Genomic DNA, 21,577 nt, shown 5'->3' on the forward strand with positions numbered 1-21,577 from the left:
CGATAATATGAGTATCGATTTAAAACGAGAGACGAAGAGTGAGCAGAATCAACAAGTAAGCGAATACATTAATAAGGTTTTAAGTTTAATAGAAAAGGAAGAGGTTAATAAGGAAGAAGCAGCCTGGATTACAAAGGAAACGGTCGATGGATTCCGCGAACACGTTAACCCAGGATTTTTAACATACCGTAAATCGGTAACAAAGGATGGTCAATTTGCAGCAGTAGAATGGTCAGACAATGGTGCCTGCTTTAAGGATGTAAACGGCAAAGAATATATTGATTGTCTCGGTGGCTTCGGTATCTATAATGTTGGCCACCGTAATCCCAAGGTCGTCAAGGCAGTAACAGATCAACTGAAGCGTCAAGCACTTCACAGCCAAGACCTGCTTGATCCATTACGTGCAATGCTGGCGAAAATTTTAGCGGATATTACCCCTGGTGATTTGAAATATGCGTTTTTTACCAATAGTGGAACAGAAAGTGTTGAAGCAGCATTAAAGCTCGCGAAAATGTATAGTGAGCGAACTACCTTTATTTCAACGACACGTGCTTTCCATGGCAAAAGTCTTGGGTCGTTATCTGGAACGGCCAAAGGAATGTTCCGTAAACCATTCCTGCCATTAATCCCAGGTTTCCGTCATGTACCATTTGGTGATTTTGACATGATGAAAAAAACATTCGAGGTTTGCGCGGCGGTAGGGGAAGATGTTGCTGCAGTCATTTTAGAGCCAATTCAAGGTGAAGGAGGAATCATTCTTCCGCCAGAGGGATATTTAAAACAGGTTCGTGAACTTTGTGATGAATATGGCACTCTATTAATTTTCGATGAGGTCCAAACAGGCATGGGACGTACCGGAAAAATGTTTGCGGCTGAATTGTATGATGTCGTTCCAGATATTATTTGTCTTGCAAAAGCCTTTGGAGGCGGTGTTATGCCAGCAGGTGCGATTGTAGCAAGAGAAGAAGTGTTCAAAAGCTGGTTCCCAAATCCATTTATGCATACTACAACCTTTGGCGGCAATCCATTAGCATGTGCAGCTGCTATTGCCACCATTGGTGTTTTAATCGAAGAAAATTTACCAGTAAGAGCCGGAGTAGTTGGTGAATATTTCCTCAAGGAGCTAAAAGAAGCAGCGCAAGGACATGAAGATAAGGTCCTTGAAATTCGTGGCCAAGGATTGATGATTGGAATTGAATTCCATAAGGATGAAATCGGCTATGAGGTTTCAAAGGGAATGTTTGACCGCGGTATCCTTGTGGCAGGAACATTAATTAACTCGAAGACAATCCGAATTGAACCGGCATTAACGATTAGCTATGAAGAAGTCGATAAAGTAATCAGGACCTTTAAGGAAGTTTTAAATCTGGTAAAAGCATAGAGGTTTAACTTTGAATATGGGGGAGCACGGAAATGGAAAAGAAATATGTAAAGCTTCAAACAGAAATACCCGGGCCAAAATCCAAAGAAATACTAGAGTTGAGAAAAAAATATGTCCCAAAGGGAATCAGCAATAATTGTCATTCCTTTGTGAAAAAGGCACATGGTTCTCTGGTTGAGGATGTGGACGGAAATATCTTTATAGATTTTGCTGGGGCGATTGGAACTGTAAATGTCGGCCATTCCCATCCAAGAGTAGTCAGAGCCTTGCAGGAACAGGCAAGTCAATTTATCCATACGGGCTTTAATGTCATGATGTATGAATCATATATCAATCTTGCAGAGAGACTGTGTCAGCTTGCACCGGGAGATTTTAAGAAGCAGGCAGCTTTCTTTAACAGCGGTGCAGAAGCAGTTGAAAATGCCGTGAAAATCGCTAGAAAATATACAAAGCGCCAAGGAATTATCTCCTTTACACGAGGCTTCCACGGCAGAACGTTAATGACGATGACAATGACGAGTAAAGTCAAGCCATATAAGTTCGGCTTTGGGCCGTTTGCTCCAGAAGTTTATAAGGCGCCATATCCGTATGTATACCGCCGACCTGAAGGAATGAGCGAACAGCAATACAGTGAAATGATTATTGAGCAATTCGAAACGTTTTTACTGGCGGAAGCGGCCCCTGAAACGATAGCTGCGGTTGTAATGGAACCCGTTCAAGGAGAAGGGGGATTTATCGTTCCAGATAAAGCGTTTGTTCAAAGAGTTAGAAAAATTTGTACACAGTATGGAATTTTGTTTGTAGCAGATGAGATTCAAACGGGATTCGCCCGTACAGGGAAATATTTTGCAATCGAACATTTTGGAGTTGAGCCAGATTTAATTACCATTTCAAAATCAATGGGAGCAGGAGTGCCGATTAGCGGAGTCATTGGTCGAGCGGAAATTATGGATGCAGCAGAGGTTGGTGAGATAGGAGGAACCTATTCTGGAAGTCCACTAGGCTGCAGGGCAGCACTTACGGTCCTCGATATCATTGAGAGTGAAAACCTTAATGAAAGGGCCAAAAAAATAGGTACGAGGGCCACGGAAAAAATGAAAGAGCTTGTTGAACGTTTCGATAGCATTGGAGATGTCCGTGGTCTCGGTGCCATGTGTGCAATGGAAATCGTTAAAGACCGTCACAGTAAAACTCCTGATAAAGAGGCAGTTGGAAAAATAGTTAAAGCTGCAGGTGAGCGGGGGTTGATGCTACTTAGTGCAGGGCTATATGGGAACGTGATCCGCCTACTAATGCCGTTAACCATCACAGATGAGCAGTTGGAGGAAGGACTACAAATTCTTGAGGAAGCCTTTGAAGCAGTATACTTGAATAATCCTGCTTTGTCGGCTGGGAGGTAATGTAATGGGCATTGTAGAGCATAAATATCAAATCTATCCAATGTATTTAGATGGAAAATGGGTTGGCAATGATTATGAGGTTTTTACCGAGATTATTAACCCAGCAACAAAGGAAGTTTTAGGAGCGGTGCCAATTGGGGGTGCTTTTGAAGCGGAGCAGGCCATTAATGCCGCCCATAAGGCCTTTAAATCATGGTCGAAAAAAACGGCTGACGGGCGCTATCAGCTCCTGATGAAATGGTATCAATTGATTGATGAAAACAAACATGAAATTGCCAAGATTATGACGATGGAGCAGGGTAAACCTTTAAAAGAAGCATTGGGTGAGGTTCAATACGCTAATGGCTTTATCTCATGGTATGCGGAGGAAGGGAAACGAATCTATGGAGAAACGATTCCGGCCTCCCACCCAAATAAACGAATTCTTGTTAGAAAGGAACCTGTTGGGGTGGTTGCAGCGATTACACCTTGGAACTTCCCTGCAGCCATGATTACTAGAAAAGTGGCACCAGCACTCGCGGCAGGATGTACCTGCGTGGTAAAACCGGCCAATCAGACTCCGCTTACCGCGCTAAAAATGGCGGAGCTTGCCCATGAAGCAGGTATTCCTAATGGCGTAATCAATGTAATCACCGGCAGGTCATCAGAGATTGGCGACACTTGGCTGAAGGATCCTCGGGTAACCAAAATAACCTTTACAGGATCGACTGAAGTTGGGAAAACGTTGATGCGCGGTGCTGCTGAAAATGTTAAAAAGGTATCGCTGGAGCTTGGAGGAAACGCTCCATTTATTGTCATGGATGATGCGAATTTAGTGAAGGCTGCAGAGGGATTGGTACAATCGAAATTCCGTAATGCAGGTCAGACTTGTATATGTACGAATCGTGTATATGTGCAAGAAGGGATAGCTGATGATTTCCTCAAAATTTTCCAAGCTGAATTAGAAAAGCTGAAGGTTGGCAACGGACTCGAAGAAGGGACCGACATCGGACCATTAATTGATAAAGCAGCTTATAAAAAAGTAGAAGCTCTTGTGAAAGATGCAGTTGAAAAGGGAGGAAAAGTCACTTACAGGCGGGCTAAAACCTGCTGAAGATAATGGCTATTTCTATGCTCCTACAATTTTAACCGCTGTTCACGACGATATGGAATGTATGAAAGATGAAATCTTTGGTCCGCTGGCACCGATATCGACCTTCAAAACCGAGGAAGAAGTGATTGAGCGGGCAAATAATTCTCGGTTTGGCTTAGCCGCTTATGTTTATACAGAAAATCTAAGCCGTTCCTTCAGAATTACAGAACAGCTCGAATACGGAATCATTGGCCTTAATGATGCCCTGCCATCAGCTGTTCAAGTTCCATTTGGCGGCTATAAAGAGAGCGGCCTTGGCCGTGAAGGTGGTCACTTCGGAATTGAAGAATTTTTAGAAGTAAAATATATTTCAATAGGGTTGGATATTTAGTTTTCATTTTGTAGCTAACAAGGAAACTGCCAAATTCGTTTCATCCTCCAGCAAGAGGAAGATTCACGAATAAATGCCAGTGAAACCTTCAGTGACTTTATTTGTCATTGAAAGATTTCACTGGCTTTTTTAAAATTTCTATTAAAAATGAGGTGGGCAGGAGTGCCGGGACCATTAAATGGGATGAAAGTAATCGATTTATCCAGAGTTTTAGCCGGACCATATTGCACGATGATCTTAGGAGATATGGGGGCGGAAGTAATAAAGATTGAAAGGATTGATACAGGAGATGAAACGAGGGGATGGGGACCACCTTTTGTGGAAGGAGAAAGTGCCTACTACCTATGCGCCAACCGAAATAAGCAAGGGGTCACTCTAAACTTGAAGACGGAACAAGGAATAGAAATTTTACAAAAACTTGTTTTGGACGCTGATGTAGTTGTCCAGAATTTTAAGCCAGGTACTCTCAAGCGCCTGGGCTTCGGTTATGAGGAAATGAAAAAGTGTAATAAGGGAATTATCCTAGCATCGATCAGCGGTTTTGGTTCTAATGGTCCATACTCCCATCTGCCAGGCTATGATTATATTATTCAAGCAATGTCCGGATTAATGAGTATTACCGGAGACAAGGACACCGAGCCAGTCAAGGTCGGTGTAGCAATTTCTGATGTATTAACTGGGTTGTATACCTGTATCGGAATCTTAGGATCGATTCAACATCGAAACATGACAGGAGAGGGACAGGAAGTGGATATCTCCTTATTGGATTCCCAGCTGGCTGCGATGGTGAATGTTGCAAGTAATTATTTATGTTCGGGTCAAGTTCCAGAACGTCTTGGCAATGCCCATCCAAATATCGTTCCCTATCAGGTCTTTACAGCCTGCGATGGTGATTTTGTGATTTCGGTTGGAAATGACCAGCAATATCGAAAGCTGGCTGTTCTACTTGAAGACCAATCACTTCTCTCACAAAGGTACGTAACCAACGCCGGCAGGCTGCAATATAAGGACGAGTTAGTAAACCTTATTGCCAAGAAAATCAAAACGAGATCTAGAGCGGAATGGAAACTGCTTCTTGATGTGGCAGGCATCCCAAATGGTCCAATTCATAATGTCAAAGAAGCATTAGAGTCGGAGCAAGCGGCATCAAGAAATATGGTTGTAGATCTAAAGCATCCGATAATACCTGATTTAAAGCTGGTCGGTTCACCGTTAAAGTTTTCAAAAACAGCGGTAAAAATCGAACGTCACCCGCCATTGTTTAGCGAACACACGGACGAAGTCCTAATAAAACTGGGATATTCTAAATCTGAAATTCAGGCTATGAAACAAAACCAAATTATATAGGGGGAAAATTAAATGAATTTTTCATATACCGAAGAACAAAAAAGCGTGAGGAAGGTTGTTAGAACATTTGTAGATCGTGAAATTATTCCATTTATTAAGGAGTGGGATGAGAAGGGGCATTTTGAAACCAATATTTTGAAGCGCCTAGCCGATTTGCAGCTTATGGGTGTATGTATCCCTGAAGAATATGGCGGTGTTGGTATGGATTACAATACGCTCGCTATTATTTGTGAGGAGTTAGAGAGGGGGGATACCGCCTTCCGAACTGCGGTTTCTGTTCATACCGGCTTAAACAGTATGACGCTTCTGCAATGGGGAACAGAGGAACAGAAACAAAAGTATCTTGTTCCGCAGGCAAAGGGTGAAAAAATTGGGGCATTTGGGCTCACAGAACCAAACGCTGGCTCTGATGTAGCGGCAATGGAAACTACCGCTGTAAAAGATGGAGACGACTATCTAATAAATGGCTCGAAAACATGGATTTCATTATGTGACGTTGCCGATCATTTCTTGATTTTCGCCAAGACGAATCCAGGAGCGAAGCATAAAGGCATCTCCTGCTTTATTGTTGAACGAACCTTCCCAGGGGTGTCGACAAAAGCAATTAAAGGAAAGCTTGGCATTCGCGCAGGGAATACGGGAGAAGTTTTTTTAGACAATGTTCGGATTCCCGCAGAGAATATGCTCGGATATGAAGGCGAGGGCTTTAAAATTGCCATGGCTGCGCTTGACAATGGACGGTTTACTGTTGCTGCAGGGGCATGTGGGACAATCATGGCATCGCTGGAGGCAAGTATAAAATACTGTGAGGAACGAAAAACATTTGGGAAAGAAATCGGAAGGCATCAGCTCGTCCAGCAAATGGTTGCAAAAATGTCTGCAAACCTTGAGATTTCCCGCCTGCTGGTCTTTAAAGCTGGCTGGTTAAAAAATAGCGGTAAACGCAACACGCAGGAAACTTCATTGGCAAAATGGATTTCCTGTGATGCCGCCTATGAAGCAGCCAACGATGCCGTGCAAATACACGGTGCTTATGGCTTCTCTAATGAATTTCCGGTTGAGCGTTTTTTAAGGAATGCAAAAGCACCAGTTATTTATGAAGGGACAAGAGAAATTCATACGATTATGCAGGGGGAATACGCTCTTGGTTACAGAGAAGATAAACCACTGCGAAAAATGCTGCCTGCCTGGCCATTTGAAGGGATTTTAATAAAAGGATAGGTGATAAGTATGTCCGGAATAAAAACCTATTTCCTCGCTGGTCATGCCCGCCTGCCGCAGGGGATGGCAGCCCAAAGTGTATTTGACTCTTTAACGATCACCGTTGAGATTGATAAAAAATATGGGGTCATTATCCAGTCCTCCTGCACCCTTGCCACTGACCATGGGAGAGCATATATTCAACAAATTTTAAAGGGTCACAGCTTACAGGATGGGATTGATGAAATCGTTGAAATAATAAGAGAGGGGTATCGGGGAAAAGCAGTCAATGCGCTTATAGCAGCGGTAAAAGATTTATACAGTCAATATAGCGAACAAAATTTAAAAACAGCTTAACAAAAGTCATTAAGCTGTTTTCTTCTTTCTTCTTCTTTCATTTATTATTTGGTGTAGATTAAATTATTATATACTTTAAAAATAGGTCTTTGCTGTGTTACGATAACGGAATAAAGCGGACTGGAGAAGAGGGTGGTTAAATGATTAAGACAATATTGTTTGACGTTGATGGAGTATTGTTAAGTGAGGAACATTATTTTGATGCCTCAGCCTTGACTGTTTGGGAATTACTAATTAGTAATAATTATTTAGATTTAGCACCAGAAAAATTCAAAACAGATTACAGTGAAGCAGAGATTAAAACGATTCGGGAGACTGTATTTGGAAAGAATGATGAGGTACTAAAACTTATGAAGTCAAGGGGACTCAATGCCAATTGGGATATGATCTATTTATCCTTTACTCACCAATTAATCCATCTCTTATCACAAATAAAAGAACAGGAAAATAGCAGAATTAACGGGTGGCTGCAAGAACCGATTAATAGAGAAGTGCTGCTTGAGATAGGAAGTGTGTTACATAACTATTCAGTAAACACCGATTTTAATTTATTTGTTGCAGATTTTAAACGTTCAACAGAAACAAAGCAAGAACTGTTCAATTATCTAAATCAATTAGCGGAAGAGAAACTTGGGGTTACAACGACTATTTTTAGCGGAATTGGAGCACTTTGGTCAGTATGCGAGCATATTTGTCAGGAATGGTATGTAGGAGATGAAAATGTACAAAACTCCACTGGCAGGCCATCTGTGCAGTTTGGAAAGCAAGGTTTTTTAGCAAATGAAACCACATTGGCAGCTAAATCAGACATTAACGCACTTTTTACATTCCTTAATGAATCTGGGATAAAGATAGGAATTGGAACGGGGAGACCTGAACTTGAGACCATACAGCCTTTTCAACATTTGGACTGGCTAAAACATTTTGATCTCAATCATATTGTCACAGCAGATGATGTGTTAAAAGCAGAAAAAGAGCTGGCAGAGAGACGACCATTATCAAAACCTGATCCGTTTACATACATTATGGGACTGAATGGCAGGGATAGTTCCGTCAGGGATTGTTTAAATACCCACTTGCCAATTGAAAATGGTGAAGAGGTATTAGTTGTGGGGGATTCATTGGCCGACTTGCTAGCTGCGAGAAAAATGGGCTGCCAGTTTGCTGCAGTTTTAACAGGATTATCAGGAAAAGACGCGAGAAGGGACTTTGAAAAGCACGAGGCAGACTATATCCTTGATAATGTCCTCGATTTAAAAAATCTTATAGCTCCAAAATAAGAGGGATTGCAGCGCAATCCCTCTGTTTTTTCCTATTTAACTTTTTCTAGCTCTTGCTTTCCTGGATAAAATGAATCAACATTATCTAACTCTAAAGATTGGGCTTCGTTTAGACCGTTAATTTGTGTGAGGGCACGAATTACCTCTGTAGTAATTTGCTTATCAAGGGTTAACACCATAACAGCTTCCCCGCCTACTGTTGTTCTGCCCACTTGCATTGTTCCAATATTAATCTGATAATCCCCAAGAAGAGATCCAACCTTACCGATCATACCAGGGACGTCCTGATGCTTTACAAGTAAGAGGTGGCTTTCAGGTCTTACATCAATACGATAATCGTTGATTTTCACGATTCTTGCACCGTAGCCGTTTAAGACTGTTGCACCAATTTTAGCTGTTTCCGCGCCTTTTGTAATAGAAAGCTCCATATAGTTGGCAAAGCCTTTATTATTGGCATTTTTCTGGACATTGTAGGAAACTCCCTGTCCTTTTAAAAGATGCAGTGCATTAATCAAATTAACAGAATCACTTAAATGATGAGAAAGGATTCCTTTAATCATCGTTCGAGTTAATAGTTCCGTGTCTTCTTCAATTAAATCACCATAATAATTGATTTCTATTTTAGAAGGAGCATGTTTTAATAATTGTACGACTAGCTGCCCCATTTGTTCTCCAAGGAGTAAGTATGGCTGCATTTTTTGCTGTGCCTCGCCAGACATTTGCGGCATATTTACTGCATTGCGGATGGATTGTGTTTCAAGAATTTCTATGATTTCTTCACTTACTTCTTGCGCAACCTTTTCCTGCGCTTCCACAGTAGATGCTCCTAAATGCGGGGTTACAATTATATTAGGGTTATCTAACAATTCTGGATTGGCCACAGGTTCCTTTTCAAAAACATCCAGTGCTGCTCCTGCAACATGGCCTGCTTGAATCGCCCTTACCAAAGCCTTTTCATCGATTATTCCGCCGCGTGCTACGTTGATAAATCGTACACCCTTTTTCGTTTTGCTTAAGTAATCGTCGTTAACTAAACCTTTTGTATCATTTGTAAGTGGTGTGTGAATGGTAATGAAATCGGACTCACGTGCGATTAAATCGAGACTAGCTTTTTTCATTCCAAGTTTCTCGGCTCTTTCCTCTGTTAAATAAGGATCGTAACCTAAGATATTCATGCCAAAGCTTTTAGCACGCTTTGCTACTTCAGTTCCGATTTTACCCATTCCAATGACACCAAGAGTTTTTTTGTATAATTCTACTCCCTTGAAAGAATTTCTGTCCCATTCTCCGCCAACAGTTTTTTTGTGAGCTTGAGGAATCATTCTCGCCATAGAGAGCATCATTGCTAAGGTATGCTCTGTAGCGGCAATGGTGTTGGCACCAGGAGCATTTATGACGATGATTCCTTTACCGGTGGCAGCATTCACATCGATATTATCTACACCTACACCAGCTCTAGCAATTACCTTTAGCCTGTCAGCGTATTGAAGCAGTTCTGCAGTTACCTTCGTCTGGCTGCGTACAATTAAAGCCTCATAGTCTCCAATGATATCCTTGAGCTCTTCGAACTTTAAAGTAGGCTGGCGCTTTACAATAAAATTAGGGTGGTCAAACAAGCTCTTTAATCCAGTATCGCTAATGCCATCTGTTACAAGTACCTTAAACATTCTCAACTCATCCTCTCATATCTAATTTTAAAATAAAACTATCCAGCTCTAGCGCCTAGGGGATCGGGGTCATAAGCCCCTGAACCAGGCGCTTCCGCTTTAAAAAATTAGGATCTTTTAAAACTGAATGTTGATTTCACTGTGTTTGGAAAATAAGCGGAGAATTTCCGTTTAAATTGGGAAATACCCATATTTCCTTAAAAATAAGCGGAGTTTTCCCGCTTATTGTATCCAAATCCTTGGATTTTGTCTTATTTAAAGCAGTTAACCGGAATATCTCCGCTTATATCTGCTTCTTAAGCTTCCTCTATATATAATAGCCGGAAATTCTCCGCCTATGAATTCTCAATCCTACACGAAAATCAACAATGAATAATAACAGAGCCTAAAATTAAAAAGCCCCCCATAACAGGACAGATTTGTCTTGTTATGAGGGACGTGATCTACGTGGTGCCACCCTCTTTTGCTGCTTAACGCTGCAGCCTCAATAGGTTAACGGGTTATCCCGGGCATTCCTACTAAAATTTCAGTCTGCCAGTTCAGAAGGGCTGGGCAAAGTTAAGAAATTGCACCGGTTCACAGCAGCCACCGGCTCTCTGAAGCATTCTCTTAATGCCGTCTTCATCATCACATTTCATTTGAATATTACCTGAATTTAAAGAATATTCTACATGGATACCTTTACTATTGTAAAGGGTTAAATAAATAATTTTTTGATTATTCAAATTTAAAATTTTTTTAAAAAAAGTGAGGCCAATACTGGTATAGGGGTAAGCGATTACATTGAATTTTTAAAAAAATTAGTCTATTGTAAATATATTAAGAGAATAATATAATGTCTACTATATAAATACAATTGTACGTATGTGGTAGACAGAGCTGGAGGGATCTATTATGAAAGCAATCCAAATTGGGTTACTCGGTTTAGGAACAGTTGGTTCAGGGGTTGTAAAAATTATCAAAAATCACCAAGATAAATTAATGCACCAGGTTGGTTGTCCTGTTGTCATCAAGAAAATCCTGGTCCAAAATTTACATAAAACAAGACCTGCTGAAGTGGATCCAGCATTGTTAACTTCTACCCCATCTGATATCCTGCATGATCCTGAGATAGATGTTGTGATTGAAGTAATGGGCGGGGTTAACGAAACAAAGGATTATTTGCTTGGTGCGCTCCGTCAAGGAAAGCATGTTGTAACAGCAAACAAAGATTTAATGGCTCTTCATGGATCAGAATTGTTGTCTGTTGCTTCTGAAAATGGCTGTGATTTATTTTATGAAGCCAGTGTTGCCGGTGGTATTCCAATCTTAAGAGGTTTAGTTGATGGTCTTGCTTCTGATCGTATTACCCAAATGATGGGGATTGTAAATGGAACCACTAATTATATTTTAACAAAAATGAGCCAAGATGGAAGTCGTTATGAAGATGTTCTTAAAGAAGCCCAAGAGCTTGGGTTTGCAGAATCCGATCCAACTTCAGATGTAGAAGGACTGGATGCTGCCCGGAAAATGACAATATTAGCCACTTTAGGCTTTTCGATGCATATAGATCTTGATGATGTAAAGGTATCTGGAATATCTACTGTAACAGAAGAAGATATTCGATATGGAAAACAGTTAGGTTATACAATGAAACTGTTAGGATACGCTCACCGTGAAGGGGAAAAAGTAGAGGTAAGCGTCCAGCCTACCTTCTTGTCGGATAACCATCCATTGGCTTCGGTTCAAAACGAGTATAACGCTGTTTATGTGTATGGCGAAGCTGTCGGTGAAACCATGTTTTACGGACCAGGTGCAGGAAGCCTGCCAACTGCAACGGCAGTGGTTTCAGATTTAGTCGGAGTAATGAAAAATCTACGACTTGGAGTGAATGGACGCAGTGCGGTAACACCACAGTATCCTAAGCGCTTAAAGGATGATAATGAAAAGTACTCTAAATACTTCTTACGAATCCATGTACAAGATGAAGTTGGTGTATTTGCTGAACTTACCTCCATTTTCGCGAAGTATGGTGTCAGCTTTGAAAAAATATTACAGCTTCCCGTTAAGAAAAATGAAACTTCAGAAATTGTCTTAGTTACACATAAAGCATCACTTACAAATTATGACGCAATCCTTTATGAATTAAATGATTTACCAGCGGTTAAAGAAGTTAAAAGTGCATACAGAGTGGTGAGAAAATCATTATGAGATGGCCAGGATTGATTAAAGCATATAAAGAATTTCTACCAGTAAGTAATGAAACACCTGGTTTAACATTAAATGAAGGAAATACCCCGTTAGTCAAATTAGAGCGACTTTCAAAAGAATTGGATGTAGAGCTTTACGTTAAGCTTGAAGGAGCAAATCCGACCGGTTCCTTTAAAGACCGTGGAATGGTTATGGCGGTAGCTAAGGCAGTGGAATCCGGAAGTAAAACGGTTATCTGTGCTTCTACAGGAAATACTTCTGCGGCAGCTGCTGCATATGCGGCTCGTGCAGGCTTACACTGTATTATTGTTATTCCTGAAGGTAAAATTGCCTTAGGAAAGCTTGCACAAGCCATGATGTATGGAGCAGAAATTATCTCCATTGAGGGTAATTTTGACCAAGCATTACAAATGGTCCGTAATATTAGTGAGGAAGAACCGATCACCTTAGTCAATTCGGTTAATCCATTTCGATTAGAGGGGCAAAAAACCGCAGCGTTTGAAGTGTGTGATCAACTAGGGTTTGCACCCGACATTTTAGCGATCCCAGTTGGAAACGCTGGTAACATTAGTGCTTATTGGAAAGGGTTTAAAGAATACGCAGCTCATAAGGGAACTGGACTTCCGAAAATGTATGGATTTGAAGCAGCAGGGGCGGCAGCAATTGTTCATAATACCGTATTTGAAAACCCAGAAACCATTGCAACAGCAATACGAATTGGAAATCCGGCAAGCTGGGACCTAGCTGTATCTGCAGTTGAAGAATCAAATGGTCTTTTTGATGAAGTCAGTGATGATGAAATCGTAGCTGCCTATAAAAAAATTGCTGCCTCTGAGGGAATCTTTGCTGAACCAGCTTCATGTGCATCAATCGCCGGTGTGATGAAGTCCTTACAAAAGGGAAGAATTGAAAAAGGATCAAAAATCGTCGCTGTCCTTACTGGAAATGGCTTAAAAGATCCGGATACGGCTATTAAAAGCAGTTTTGTAGATGTTAAAAAATTGCCAAATGATGAGCGAGCAGTGACACAGCATATCAAGGGAGTTGTCAATCGATGACTCTAAATGATGGGAAGTTCATAATTAAAGTTCCAGCAAGTTCTGCTAATCTTGGTCCTGGCTTTGATTCAATTGGTGTTGCACTTACTCTATATTTGAGTTTAGAAGTAGAGAAAAGTGAGAAATGGGAATGCTATTCCACATCGGAGGAATTAAAGGATTTGCCATCAGATGAACAGAATTTTATCTGTCAAATTGCTCTGCAAACAGCAGCGAAATACGGCAAGGAATTGCACCCTTGTAGAATAAAGGTCGAGAGTGACATTCCACTGGCACGTGGCCTTGGTTCTAGTGCATCTGCTATTATTGCCGGAATTGAGCTTGCTGATTATGTTGGAGAGTTAGGATTAACAAAACAGGATAAGCTATTACTTTCTACAGAGATAGAGGGTCATCCAGATAACGTCGGCGCCTCTTTATATGGGGGCCTTGTCATTGGCAGTTATCAGCAAGGTGAGGTGGATATTATCCCTATCTCAGGACTTTCTTTTGAAATGGTTGCTGTAATCCCAAAAGAAAGCTTATTAACGAAAGATTCCCGTGGTGTACTGCCAACAGAATTATCCTATTCAAATGCGGTTCAAGCTTCCTCTACTGCTAATGTGTTAGTTGCAGCACTTCTTAGTCAAAACTGGGATTTAGCAGGTAAAATGATGGAAATAGACCTTTTCCACCAGCCTTATCGGAAACCGTTAATTCCTTTTTACGGTGAGGTAGAAGTTTTCGCTAAGTCTGAAGGGGCGTTCGGTGTCGCCTTAAGTGGTGCAGGTCCCACCGTTTTATGTTTTTGTGAAAAAGGGAAAGGGCAAATTCTCGAACAATCGATTCAATCAACTTTTCCCGACATGACAGCTAAACTGCTATGCATAGACTATACAGGAAGCAACGTATTCTAAGTTAATAATTGCAGAGCAAATTAGGGCCGAGAAATCGGCCCTTTATTTATTTTACCCTTTAACTCCTTGCAGCCACTCACGATAACATTCATCACAAAGGATCTCATCTCTTTCAGTATTTGAACTTAAAAAGGTAACATAGTGATGTTGTTTTTCCTCAATCTCATTGACACAATAGAAACATTTCTCTTGCATATTTCTTTTCTCCTTTTCCTAGAGGTTTCCTTAGTTTTTTCTAGAAAATAATATTTGTTACATAGAAAAAATCCCCACCATATTTCTATTTAATGGGATTAATAAGTTAAACTACATATAAAACCATTATGAGGAGGATTAGTAAATGAATTTTATAAATAAAGTAGTGGTAGTAACCGGGGCTGCTAAAGGAATTGGACGCGGCATAGCATCTGCTTATGCCGAAAATGGAGCAAAAGTTTTGATCGCGGATGTTGATGAAACTGCAGGTAGACAGGCAGAATCTGAACTTAAACAAATGGGAGCAGATGTGCTTTATATCAAAACGGACGTAAAAAGTGAAGTTGATATTATTAACCTTATGGAAACAGCAAAAAAGACCTATGACCGGATCGATGTGCTAATCAATAATGCTGGTAAAGGATTATTTAAATCACTGTATGAAGTAACTGTTGATGAATGGGATGATATTATCCAAACTAATTTGAGAAGTGTTTTCCTATGTTCACGGGAGGCAGCAAAGTATATGCGTGAGAATGAAGAGGGGGGAGCGATTATTAACATGGCTTCGACCCGTGCCATTATGTCTGAGCCGAATTCGGAGGGATATGCAGCAACAAAAGGAGGAATTGTTGCCATCACTCATGCATTAGCGGCATCCCTTAGTGAGGACCAAATTACTGTAAATGCAATTTCACCTGGCTGGATTCACACAGGCGACTACTCGCAATTAACAGACATTGATCATCATCAGCATTTTTCAAAACGAGTTGGTAAGCCAGATGATATTGCAAGGGCATGTTTGTATTTAACTGACAGAGAAAATAATTTTGTTACAGGGATTAATTTAGTAGTTGATGGCGGTATGACGAAAAAAATGATATATGAAGAATGAAATTTGGCCACTTTTTAGAAACCTATTTCTGCCACAAGCGTTTATTATATGATAAAATAGTGTAAAAATTGGAAAAACTTGAAGGGAGGATAAATAAATGAAGCTGCCTATTATTCAAACAAAACTACGAATTCCCGTTATCAAAGACGAATTTATAAGACGGGCAAGACTTACTAGGAAAATGAAGAAAATACCCGAGTATCCTTTGACGATTATTCATTCAGGTGCTGGTTTTGGAAAAAGTACGGCACTGGCTTTATTTATGAGGGATGAAAAAATCCCGGGCTGCTGGTACTCCATTTCTTCAATGGACGACGACATCCTTCCGTTCCTTTCCTATATCATCCATTCAATAAGAGGTGTTATTCCTGAATTCGGGCAGGATATTGAGAAGTATATCGAAACAATAGACCGCTACATAAGAGAGGAAGATTTAAGCTATTTATGTTCACTATTTATTAATGAAATTCTTAAAGTTAATTCAGATATCACATTAATTTTAGATGATTACCATCAAATTGAACATTCATATACCATTAATAGCTGGATTGAAAAATTACTGCAGCATATCCCCGCAAATTTACATATGGTCATTTCCAGCCGGAGTCGTCCAGGCTGGAGGCATTTAACAAAAATGAGGGTAAACGGGCAGTTATTGGAAATTACACGGGAAGATTTAGTGTTAACCATTGATGAAATGGAATTGTTATTAATCGATCTTTATGGACTAGAAATTGAGCCAACTCATTTAGAAAGTATTTATCAGTTAACAGAAGGCTGGATTATTGCATTGTGTATGATTGCACAGCAAATTCCGCTTACTGGAGATATTTCAACCCTTTTAGAACATTCCTCCTTTTCACTCCAAGACCTATTTGACTACTTAGTTATGGAAGTCTTTTCGAAACAGCCTCCAATGATTCAGCAATTTTTGGAACAAACATCCATCTTAGATGTAATGGAAGAAGAGCTTTGCGATGAAGTAATTGGAATACCTGGTGCTTCTAATATGCTCGAGCAATTAAAGGAAAGAAATTTGTTCATCCAAAAAATTGGATTAAAGCATTATCGCTACCATGCACTTTTCAAAGATTTTTTAGAAAATGCGTTCCTGAAAAACAACCCCACTGCCTATTTGGCGCTTCATGAGAAATGTGCCAGATTCTATGAAAAAAGATTGCTATGGGAAGAGGCCCTCTTTCACTATAAAAAGATTAATCACTTTAAAGCGATCGCCTCCATTTTACAGGACCATGGTGTTAACATGCTTGAGGGCGGGAAGCTAAAAAGCTTATCTGATCATTTAATGTTGATTCCTGTCAATGAGATGGACACATATTATTTTCTCTGGTTTTTAAAAGCAGAGGTCCTCAGGTATCGCTCCCAATATCAAGAGGCAGAGAAATGTTATGATAAAACGTATTTAGAGGCCGGGAAGAGGAATGATTATCTCGGGATGAGCAAGGCATTAGAAGGAAAAGCAAAGATTTATTTAGATACCATCCAGCCTCATCAAGCAGAAAAGTTATTATATGAGGCCATTGATGCCAGAGAAAAAAGTAGTAGTCCTGAAGCGGAAAAGGCGAAGCTATACTATTTGCTATCTGAAAATCTTTTGAATGCTGGAAAATCAACCAATGCTGAAAAATGGCTGCAAAAGGCAAAGGAATCCAGCCCGTCGATAGTAGATGGAAATATTGAAGCAAGATTGTATTTACGAACAGGCCGGTTTGAGGAAGCAAAAAAGGTTCTTTACAACCAAAAAGAGGAACTATCATCCAAAAGTAGTACCGCTCTACCAAATTCACACAGAGAAACTGATTTGTTATTATCCCTAATAGAAGCCTTTACGGGTGAAGGTGTGAAGGCAAAAGATTTAGCACAAGCAGGCATACAACAAGGTATTAGTTTAAAGGCACCTTTTGTGGAGGCATGCGGCTGGATTCGGATGGGGCATGCGGTCCAAATTCTAAATAATTATGATTCTGATTTAGCCGAACAGTGCTACAATACAGCTTTGGATATTATGGATACACTTAATGTAGAAAGGGGAAAAGCCGAACCATTAATGGGACTTTGTATCCTGTATGGAACCAGGGGAGAATACGAGCGTGCCATAGAGGCAGGAAAAAAAGCATTGCTGGAAACGGAAAAAGTACAGGATATCTGGCTTTCCGCTCTTATTAGTCTGTGTATGGGGATTACTTGTATTTATAATGAAAGAGTAAATAAGGGACTAGATTACTTAGAAAAAACAAGAAAATTATTTTATCAATGTGAGGATTCTTTTGGACAAATGTTATCCAGTTTCTGGATCGCCTATATTTACTTTCTAGAAAAAGAAGAAGATATGTTTAGACAAACATTCGATAAGTTTTTATATATGATTCAAACCTATGAATTTGAGTTCTTTTTCCATAAAGTGTCATTATTTAGCCCAAGGGATTTACAAATGGTCGTTCCGTTGTTAATAGAATGTGCAAAAGGAGACATTCAACGTTCATATGCGATAAAAATTCTTCAGGATATGGGGATTACCGGATTGGATTCGCACCCTGGATATTCAGTCAGAGTTCAATCACTGGGACAATTTAAGATTTGGCTTGGGGAAAAGGAAGTGGGAGAAAAAGATTGGCAGCGTGAAAAAGGCAAGGAATTGTTTCAGCTTTTTATTACCGTTAACGAACTTATTTCTAAAGAGGAGATACTCCAGATTCTTTGGCCGAATCAAGATACAAAAAATGCTGACCGTGATTTTAAAGTTGCATTAAATAGTCTTCATCATGTCCTAGAACCAATGCGGAAGGCAAGGGCAGCTCCCTTTTTTATTATAAGAGACGGAATGTTTTATGGATTAAATCCCCATGCGAAAATTGAATTAGATACAAATCAATTTCAAACATTGATTCAAAATGGGCTAAATGAAACATCCCAAGAAAAGGTGATCCCTCTTTTGGAAAAAGGCTTAAAACTTTATCAAGGGGAATACCTTCCAGAACGAAGGTATGATGATTGGTGTATAAGTAAGCGAGAGAGTATGCTGGTTTATTTTTTACGAGCTGCTGAAAGAATTGCACAAATCATGGTCCGCCAAGAAAATTATGATCATGCGATTTATTGGTGCGAAAAAATACTTAAGCGCGACCGGACTTGGGAAGAAGCCTATCGATTATTAATGTATTGTTACTACCGAAAAAACAATCGTCCACAGGCCATGAAATGGTTTCAAAAATGCAAGGTGGTGTTAGAAGAAGAATTAGGAGTTTCACCTCTAGAACCAACAAAACAGATGTATGACATGATTATCGAATCAGAAAAATATTTAGATCAAATCGAACAGCCTTAATGACGGGCTGTTTTTTTGTTTCTTTATCTAGTTTCTCTTGCTTGTAACTTCCCTGTAACTCTACTTTTTTATTATTAACTCAAAGCTTTGCACGTTTTTATTTTTTAAAAAAATAAGGGGGAAAAGCAGTGAAGGCATTTCGTGGAAAAGGGTTTTTAGTAGGGTTTCTTATTTTTCTAATGATTTTTGCTACAGCATGCAGTTCAGACAAGACCGAGGGAGATACTAGTGGTAATGGAGAAAAGGCAGAGAATAAGGAGCCAATAAAAATTGGTGTTCTTGCATCCACAACAGGTGCCTTAGAATCTTACGGTAAACAAACATTACGAGGTTTTGAGCTTGGTCTTGAATATGCAACGGAAGGAACAATGGAAGTAGAAGGCAGAAAAATTGAGTTTGTGGTTGAGGATACAGAAACAAAGCCAGAAGTTGCTGTCCAAAAAGCAACCAAGCTTTTAGAAGAAGATGAAGTCGACTTTTTAGTAGGATCATCCAGCTCTGCAGATACATTAGCAGTCCTGCCTCTTGCAGAAGAGTATCAAAAGATTATGATTGTTGAACCTGCGGCAGCCGATAGTATTACTGGCTCCGAGTTTAATAAATACATTTTCCGTTCAGCGCGAAACTCCTCACAGGATGCCGTTGCCGGTGCGGCTGCGATTGCTGATAAAGGTGTAAAAATTGCTACCCTGGCTCCAGATTATTCATTTGGACGTGATGGTGTTGCTGCCTTCAAAGAAGCGGCTGAAAAGCTAGGTGCAGATATCGTATTAGAAGAGTATGCTGATCCGGCTGCAACAGATTTTACTTCAAATATTCAAAAAATCATTGATGCAAAACCTGATTATTTATTTGTTGTTTGGGCGGGTGCAAACTCTCCTTGGAAGCAGATTTCTGATATGAAGGTGCAAGACAAGGGAATCAAGATTTCAACAGGTGCTCCGGATATTGCAGCATTGGCAACTATGGAACCACTTGTTGGCATGGAAGGCTTTACCGTTTATTATCACGATCTGCCAAAAAATGAAATCAACGATTGGCTGGTTGCAGAACATAAGAAACGATTCAACGGGGAAGTACCTGATTTATTCACTCCAGGCGGTATGAGTGCAGCGATTTCAATTGTAGAAGCATTGAAGAAAACCAAGGGTGACGCTGATGCCGATAAACTAATCGAAACAATGGAAGGCATGAGCTTCGAAACACCAAAAGGAAAGATGACCTACCGTGCAGAAGACCACCAGGCACTTCAAGCACTATATGCCATCAAACTAGAAAAGAAAGATGGCGTGCCATACCCAGTACCTGTACTAATGCGAGAACTAACACCAGAAGAAACAGCACCTCCAGTTCGAAATTAAGTTAAAAAGTATGAGGGTGCGACTAGTTACTTTGGTCACCCTCTTCCTTATTTCTATCTACAAGATTGGTGGTGAAAGCATGACAACCTTAATCGAAACAGATGATTTATCGATTACCTTTGGGGGACACACAGCAGTTGATTCCGTCAGCATTTCCGTTCCTGAAAAACACTTTAAATCAATCATCGGTCCAAATGGTGCTGGCAAAACAACCTTCTTTAATCTTTTAAGCGGTCAATTGGCTCCTACGAATGGAAAAATTTATTTTCGGGGAAAAGATATCACAAAACTTTCCTCAACGAAGCGAACGAGAGAAGGGATAGGACGTTCATTTCAAATTACCAATGTATTTCCTAATTTAACTGTGCTTGAAAATGTAAGGCTGGCAGTGCAATCAAAAGCCGGAGTTCGCTATCAGATGTTATTTCATTATAAAAAATATCGTGAATTTGAGGAAAAGGCCCAAGAGTGGCTAAGGCTTGTGCTATTAGACGATAAAGTGGACTCATTGGCTAGTAATTTGGCACATGGAGAAAAGAGAAAGCTAGAAATGGCTATGCTCCTTGCACTTGAAACGGAGGTGCTTTTATTAGATGAACCGACTGCAGGTATGTCTTTAGAAGATGTTCCTGCCATATTAGAAGTCATTAAAAGAATAAAGGAAAAAGGCGATCGAACGATTATTTTAATTGAGCACAAGATGGATATGATTTTAGACTTATCAGATTCTGTAATGGTGTTATTTAATGGCAGGCTGTTGGCGGACGGAACACCTGAAGAAATTATGAAAAATGAAACGGTCCAATCTGCTTATTTAGGAGGTATCAGCGAGTGAGCGGTTTGCTGAAGCTTAATAATATCGAGACGTATATTGGACAGTATCATATTTTACAAGGTGTTTCTGTAGAAGTGAAAAAAGGTGAGGTAACAGTACTGCTGGGAAGAAATGGTGCAGGAAAAACAACAACATTACGGACCATCATGGGCCTGAATCCAGCTTCAAAAGGAAGTATTGTCTACAAAGGAGAAGAAATCCAGTCCCTGCCAACCTATACCATAGCCCAAAAGGGAATAGGGTATGTTCCAGAAGATCAAGGTATTTTCGCTGGATTGACAGTCGAAGAGAATATGAAAGTAGCGATTCAAAAAGAAAACGAAGAAACAAATAAGCGGCTTGATTATATCTTAAATTTGTTTCCTGATTTGAAAAAGTTCTGGAAAAAACCTGGCGGGTTACTGAGCGGAGGGCAGAAACAAATGCTTTCGATCGCCCGAGCCTATGTAAATGACAACGAACTGTTATTAATTGATGAGCCTAGTAAGGGTTTAGCCCCAATCGTTGTTGAAAAGGTGATGGAGTCTATCCTGCAAATGAAGGATCAAACGACCATCGTCTTGGTAGAGCAAAATTTCATGATGGCCAGTACCATCGGTGATTGCTTCTACATTATCGACGATGGCAGAACCGTAAGCAATGGAAGTATGAAACAGCTAAAAGAGGATGAGGAAATGAAACGAAAGTATTTGGGAATTGCCTAGGA

The 21,577-nt window shown here is 40.1% G+C and carries 16 protein-coding genes, 1 pseudogene and 1 other annotated feature; of the genes and pseudogenes, 15 read left to right on the top strand and 2 right to left on the bottom strand.

From position 1 onward, the window contains the following. The first annotated feature begins 7 nt into the window (after positions 1-7). The 7 genes and pseudogenes from QFZ28_RS07550 (at position 8) to QFZ28_RS07580 (ending at position 8,428) form a co-directional block, all read left to right on the top strand. Positions 8-1,381: a putrescine aminotransferase gene (locus tag QFZ28_RS07550; protein WP_307194079.1), complete on the top strand. Its 1,374-nt coding sequence runs from the start codon at positions 8-10 to the stop codon at positions 1,379-1,381. A 32-nt stretch (positions 1,382-1,413) separates the two neighbouring features. Beyond that, entirely contained in the window at positions 1,414-2,781 is a 1,368-nt protein-coding gene (gabT, locus tag QFZ28_RS07555; RefSeq protein WP_307194080.1) for a 4-aminobutyrate--2-oxoglutarate transaminase, read from the top strand. Positions 2,782-2,821: 40 nt separating this feature from the next. Then, positions 2,822-4,244: pseudogene (locus QFZ28_RS07560) on the top strand (NAD-dependent succinate-semialdehyde dehydrogenase). Between the two features lie 162 nt (positions 4,245-4,406). Then, complete coding sequence (locus QFZ28_RS07565; protein WP_307196975.1) at positions 4,407-5,591, top strand: CaiB/BaiF CoA transferase family protein; 1,185 nt, start codon at positions 4,407-4,409, stop codon at positions 5,589-5,591. A gap of 12 nt (positions 5,592-5,603) precedes the next feature. Further along, positions 5,604-6,812 (top strand): acyl-CoA dehydrogenase family protein, encoded by a 1,209-nt coding sequence (locus QFZ28_RS07570; protein WP_307194081.1) that lies wholly within the window; start codon positions 5,604-5,606, stop codon positions 6,810-6,812. Positions 6,813-6,830: 18 nt separating this feature from the next. Continuing rightward, on the top strand, positions 6,831-7,148 hold the full coding sequence (locus QFZ28_RS07575; RefSeq protein ID WP_307196976.1) for a DUF3870 domain-containing protein: 318 nt from the start codon (positions 6,831-6,833) through the stop codon (positions 7,146-7,148). A 140-nt stretch (positions 7,149-7,288) separates the two neighbouring features. Further along, on the top strand, positions 7,289-8,428 hold the full coding sequence (locus tag QFZ28_RS07580) for an HAD family hydrolase (protein ID WP_307194082.1): 1,140 nt from the start codon (positions 7,289-7,291) through the stop codon (positions 8,426-8,428). Between the two features lie 32 nt (positions 8,429-8,460). Here the strand turns inward: QFZ28_RS07580 and serA are convergent, their stop codons facing one another. Continuing rightward, positions 8,461-10,095 (bottom strand): phosphoglycerate dehydrogenase, encoded by a 1,635-nt coding sequence (gene serA, locus QFZ28_RS07585; protein ID WP_307194083.1) that lies wholly within the window; start codon positions 10,093-10,095, stop codon positions 8,461-8,463. 429 nt (positions 10,096-10,524) lie between these two features. After that, positions 10,525-10,732, bottom strand: a binding site (T-box leader). 257 nt (positions 10,733-10,989) lie between these two features. Between serA and QFZ28_RS07590 the strand changes: the two genes are divergently transcribed. The 3 genes from QFZ28_RS07590 to thrB are packed head-to-tail and all read left to right on the top strand — an operon-like array spanning position 10,990 to position 14,239. After that, positions 10,990-12,285, top strand: a complete 1,296-nt coding sequence (locus QFZ28_RS07590) for a homoserine dehydrogenase (RefSeq protein WP_307194084.1) — start codon at positions 10,990-10,992, stop codon at positions 12,283-12,285. Beyond that, entirely contained in the window at positions 12,282-13,343 is a 1,062-nt protein-coding gene (thrC, locus tag QFZ28_RS07595; RefSeq protein WP_307194085.1) for a threonine synthase, read from the top strand. Before QFZ28_RS07590 ends, thrC begins: the two co-directional genes overlap by 4 nt. Next, a complete protein-coding gene (gene thrB / locus QFZ28_RS07600; protein ID WP_307194086.1) occupies positions 13,340-14,239 on the top strand; it encodes a homoserine kinase in 900 nt (299 codons plus the stop codon). The genes thrC and thrB overlap by 4 nt, the downstream gene beginning before the upstream one ends. Positions 14,240-14,290: 51 nt before the next feature. On the opposite strand, the gene QFZ28_RS07605 is transcribed toward thrB, so the two are convergent. Further along, positions 14,291-14,434: a hypothetical protein gene (locus QFZ28_RS07605; protein WP_307194087.1), complete on the bottom strand. Its 144-nt coding sequence runs from the start codon at positions 14,432-14,434 to the stop codon at positions 14,291-14,293. A gap of 145 nt (positions 14,435-14,579) precedes the next feature. Between QFZ28_RS07605 and QFZ28_RS07610 the strand changes: the two genes are divergently transcribed. The 5 genes from QFZ28_RS07610 (at position 14,580) to QFZ28_RS07630 (ending at position 21,575) form a co-directional block, all read left to right on the top strand. After that, the gene (locus QFZ28_RS07610) at positions 14,580-15,329 is read left to right on the top strand and encodes a glucose 1-dehydrogenase (protein ID WP_307194088.1); all 750 of its coding nucleotides are present in this window, start codon (positions 14,580-14,582) and stop codon (positions 15,327-15,329) included. A 97-nt stretch (positions 15,330-15,426) separates the two neighbouring features. Continuing rightward, positions 15,427-18,675: a BTAD domain-containing putative transcriptional regulator gene (locus QFZ28_RS07615; RefSeq protein ID WP_307194089.1), complete on the top strand. Its 3,249-nt coding sequence runs from the start codon at positions 15,427-15,429 to the stop codon at positions 18,673-18,675. Positions 18,676-18,854: 179 nt separating this feature from the next. Then, positions 18,855-20,036 carry a substrate-binding domain-containing protein gene (locus tag QFZ28_RS07620; protein WP_307196977.1) on the top strand — a complete coding sequence of 394 codons (1,182 nt, stop codon included), beginning with the start codon at positions 18,855-18,857 and terminating at the stop codon, positions 20,034-20,036. Between the two features lie 79 nt (positions 20,037-20,115). After that, positions 20,116-20,871 (top strand): ABC transporter ATP-binding protein, encoded by a 756-nt coding sequence (locus QFZ28_RS07625; RefSeq protein ID WP_307194090.1) that lies wholly within the window; start codon positions 20,116-20,118, stop codon positions 20,869-20,871. Continuing rightward, positions 20,868-21,575: an ABC transporter ATP-binding protein gene (locus QFZ28_RS07630; RefSeq protein WP_307194091.1), complete on the top strand. Its 708-nt coding sequence runs from the start codon at positions 20,868-20,870 to the stop codon at positions 21,573-21,575. Before QFZ28_RS07625 ends, QFZ28_RS07630 begins: the two co-directional genes overlap by 4 nt. Positions 21,576-21,577: the final 2 nt, after the last annotated feature.

The organism is Neobacillus niacini (assembly GCF_030817695.1).
Lineage (GTDB): Bacteria > Bacillota > Bacilli > Bacillales > Cytobacillaceae > Neobacillus > Neobacillus niacini_F.

Coding starts and splice junctions, on each gene's coding strand:
- QFZ28_RS07615 (WP_307194089.1), top strand. CDS start 15,427: ATGAAGCTGCCTATTATTCAAACAAAACTACGAATTCCCGTTATCAAA.
- thrB (WP_307194086.1), top strand. CDS start 13,340: ATGACTCTAAATGATGGGAAGTTCATAATTAAAGTTCCAGCAAGTTCT.
- QFZ28_RS07610 (WP_307194088.1), top strand. CDS start 14,580: ATGAATTTTATAAATAAAGTAGTGGTAGTAACCGGGGCTGCTAAAGGA.
- gabT (WP_307194080.1), top strand. CDS start 1,414: ATGGAAAAGAAATATGTAAAGCTTCAAACAGAAATACCCGGGCCAAAA.
- QFZ28_RS07590 (WP_307194084.1), top strand. CDS start 10,990: ATGAAAGCAATCCAAATTGGGTTACTCGGTTTAGGAACAGTTGGTTCA.
- QFZ28_RS07580 (WP_307194082.1), top strand. CDS start 7,289: ATGATTAAGACAATATTGTTTGACGTTGATGGAGTATTGTTAAGTGAG.
- QFZ28_RS07605 (WP_307194087.1), bottom strand. CDS start 14,434: ATGCAAGAGAAATGTTTCTATTGTGTCAATGAGATTGAGGAAAAACAA.
- serA (WP_307194083.1), bottom strand. CDS start 10,095: ATGTTTAAGGTACTTGTAACAGATGGCATTAGCGATACTGGATTAAAG.
- QFZ28_RS07625 (WP_307194090.1), top strand. CDS start 20,116: ATGACAACCTTAATCGAAACAGATGATTTATCGATTACCTTTGGGGGA.
- thrC (WP_307194085.1), top strand. CDS start 12,282: ATGAGATGGCCAGGATTGATTAAAGCATATAAAGAATTTCTACCAGTA.
- QFZ28_RS07570 (WP_307194081.1), top strand. CDS start 5,604: ATGAATTTTTCATATACCGAAGAACAAAAAAGCGTGAGGAAGGTTGTT.
- QFZ28_RS07620 (WP_307196977.1), top strand. CDS start 18,855: ATGATTTTTGCTACAGCATGCAGTTCAGACAAGACCGAGGGAGATACT.
- QFZ28_RS07550 (WP_307194079.1), top strand. CDS start 8: ATGAGTATCGATTTAAAACGAGAGACGAAGAGTGAGCAGAATCAACAA.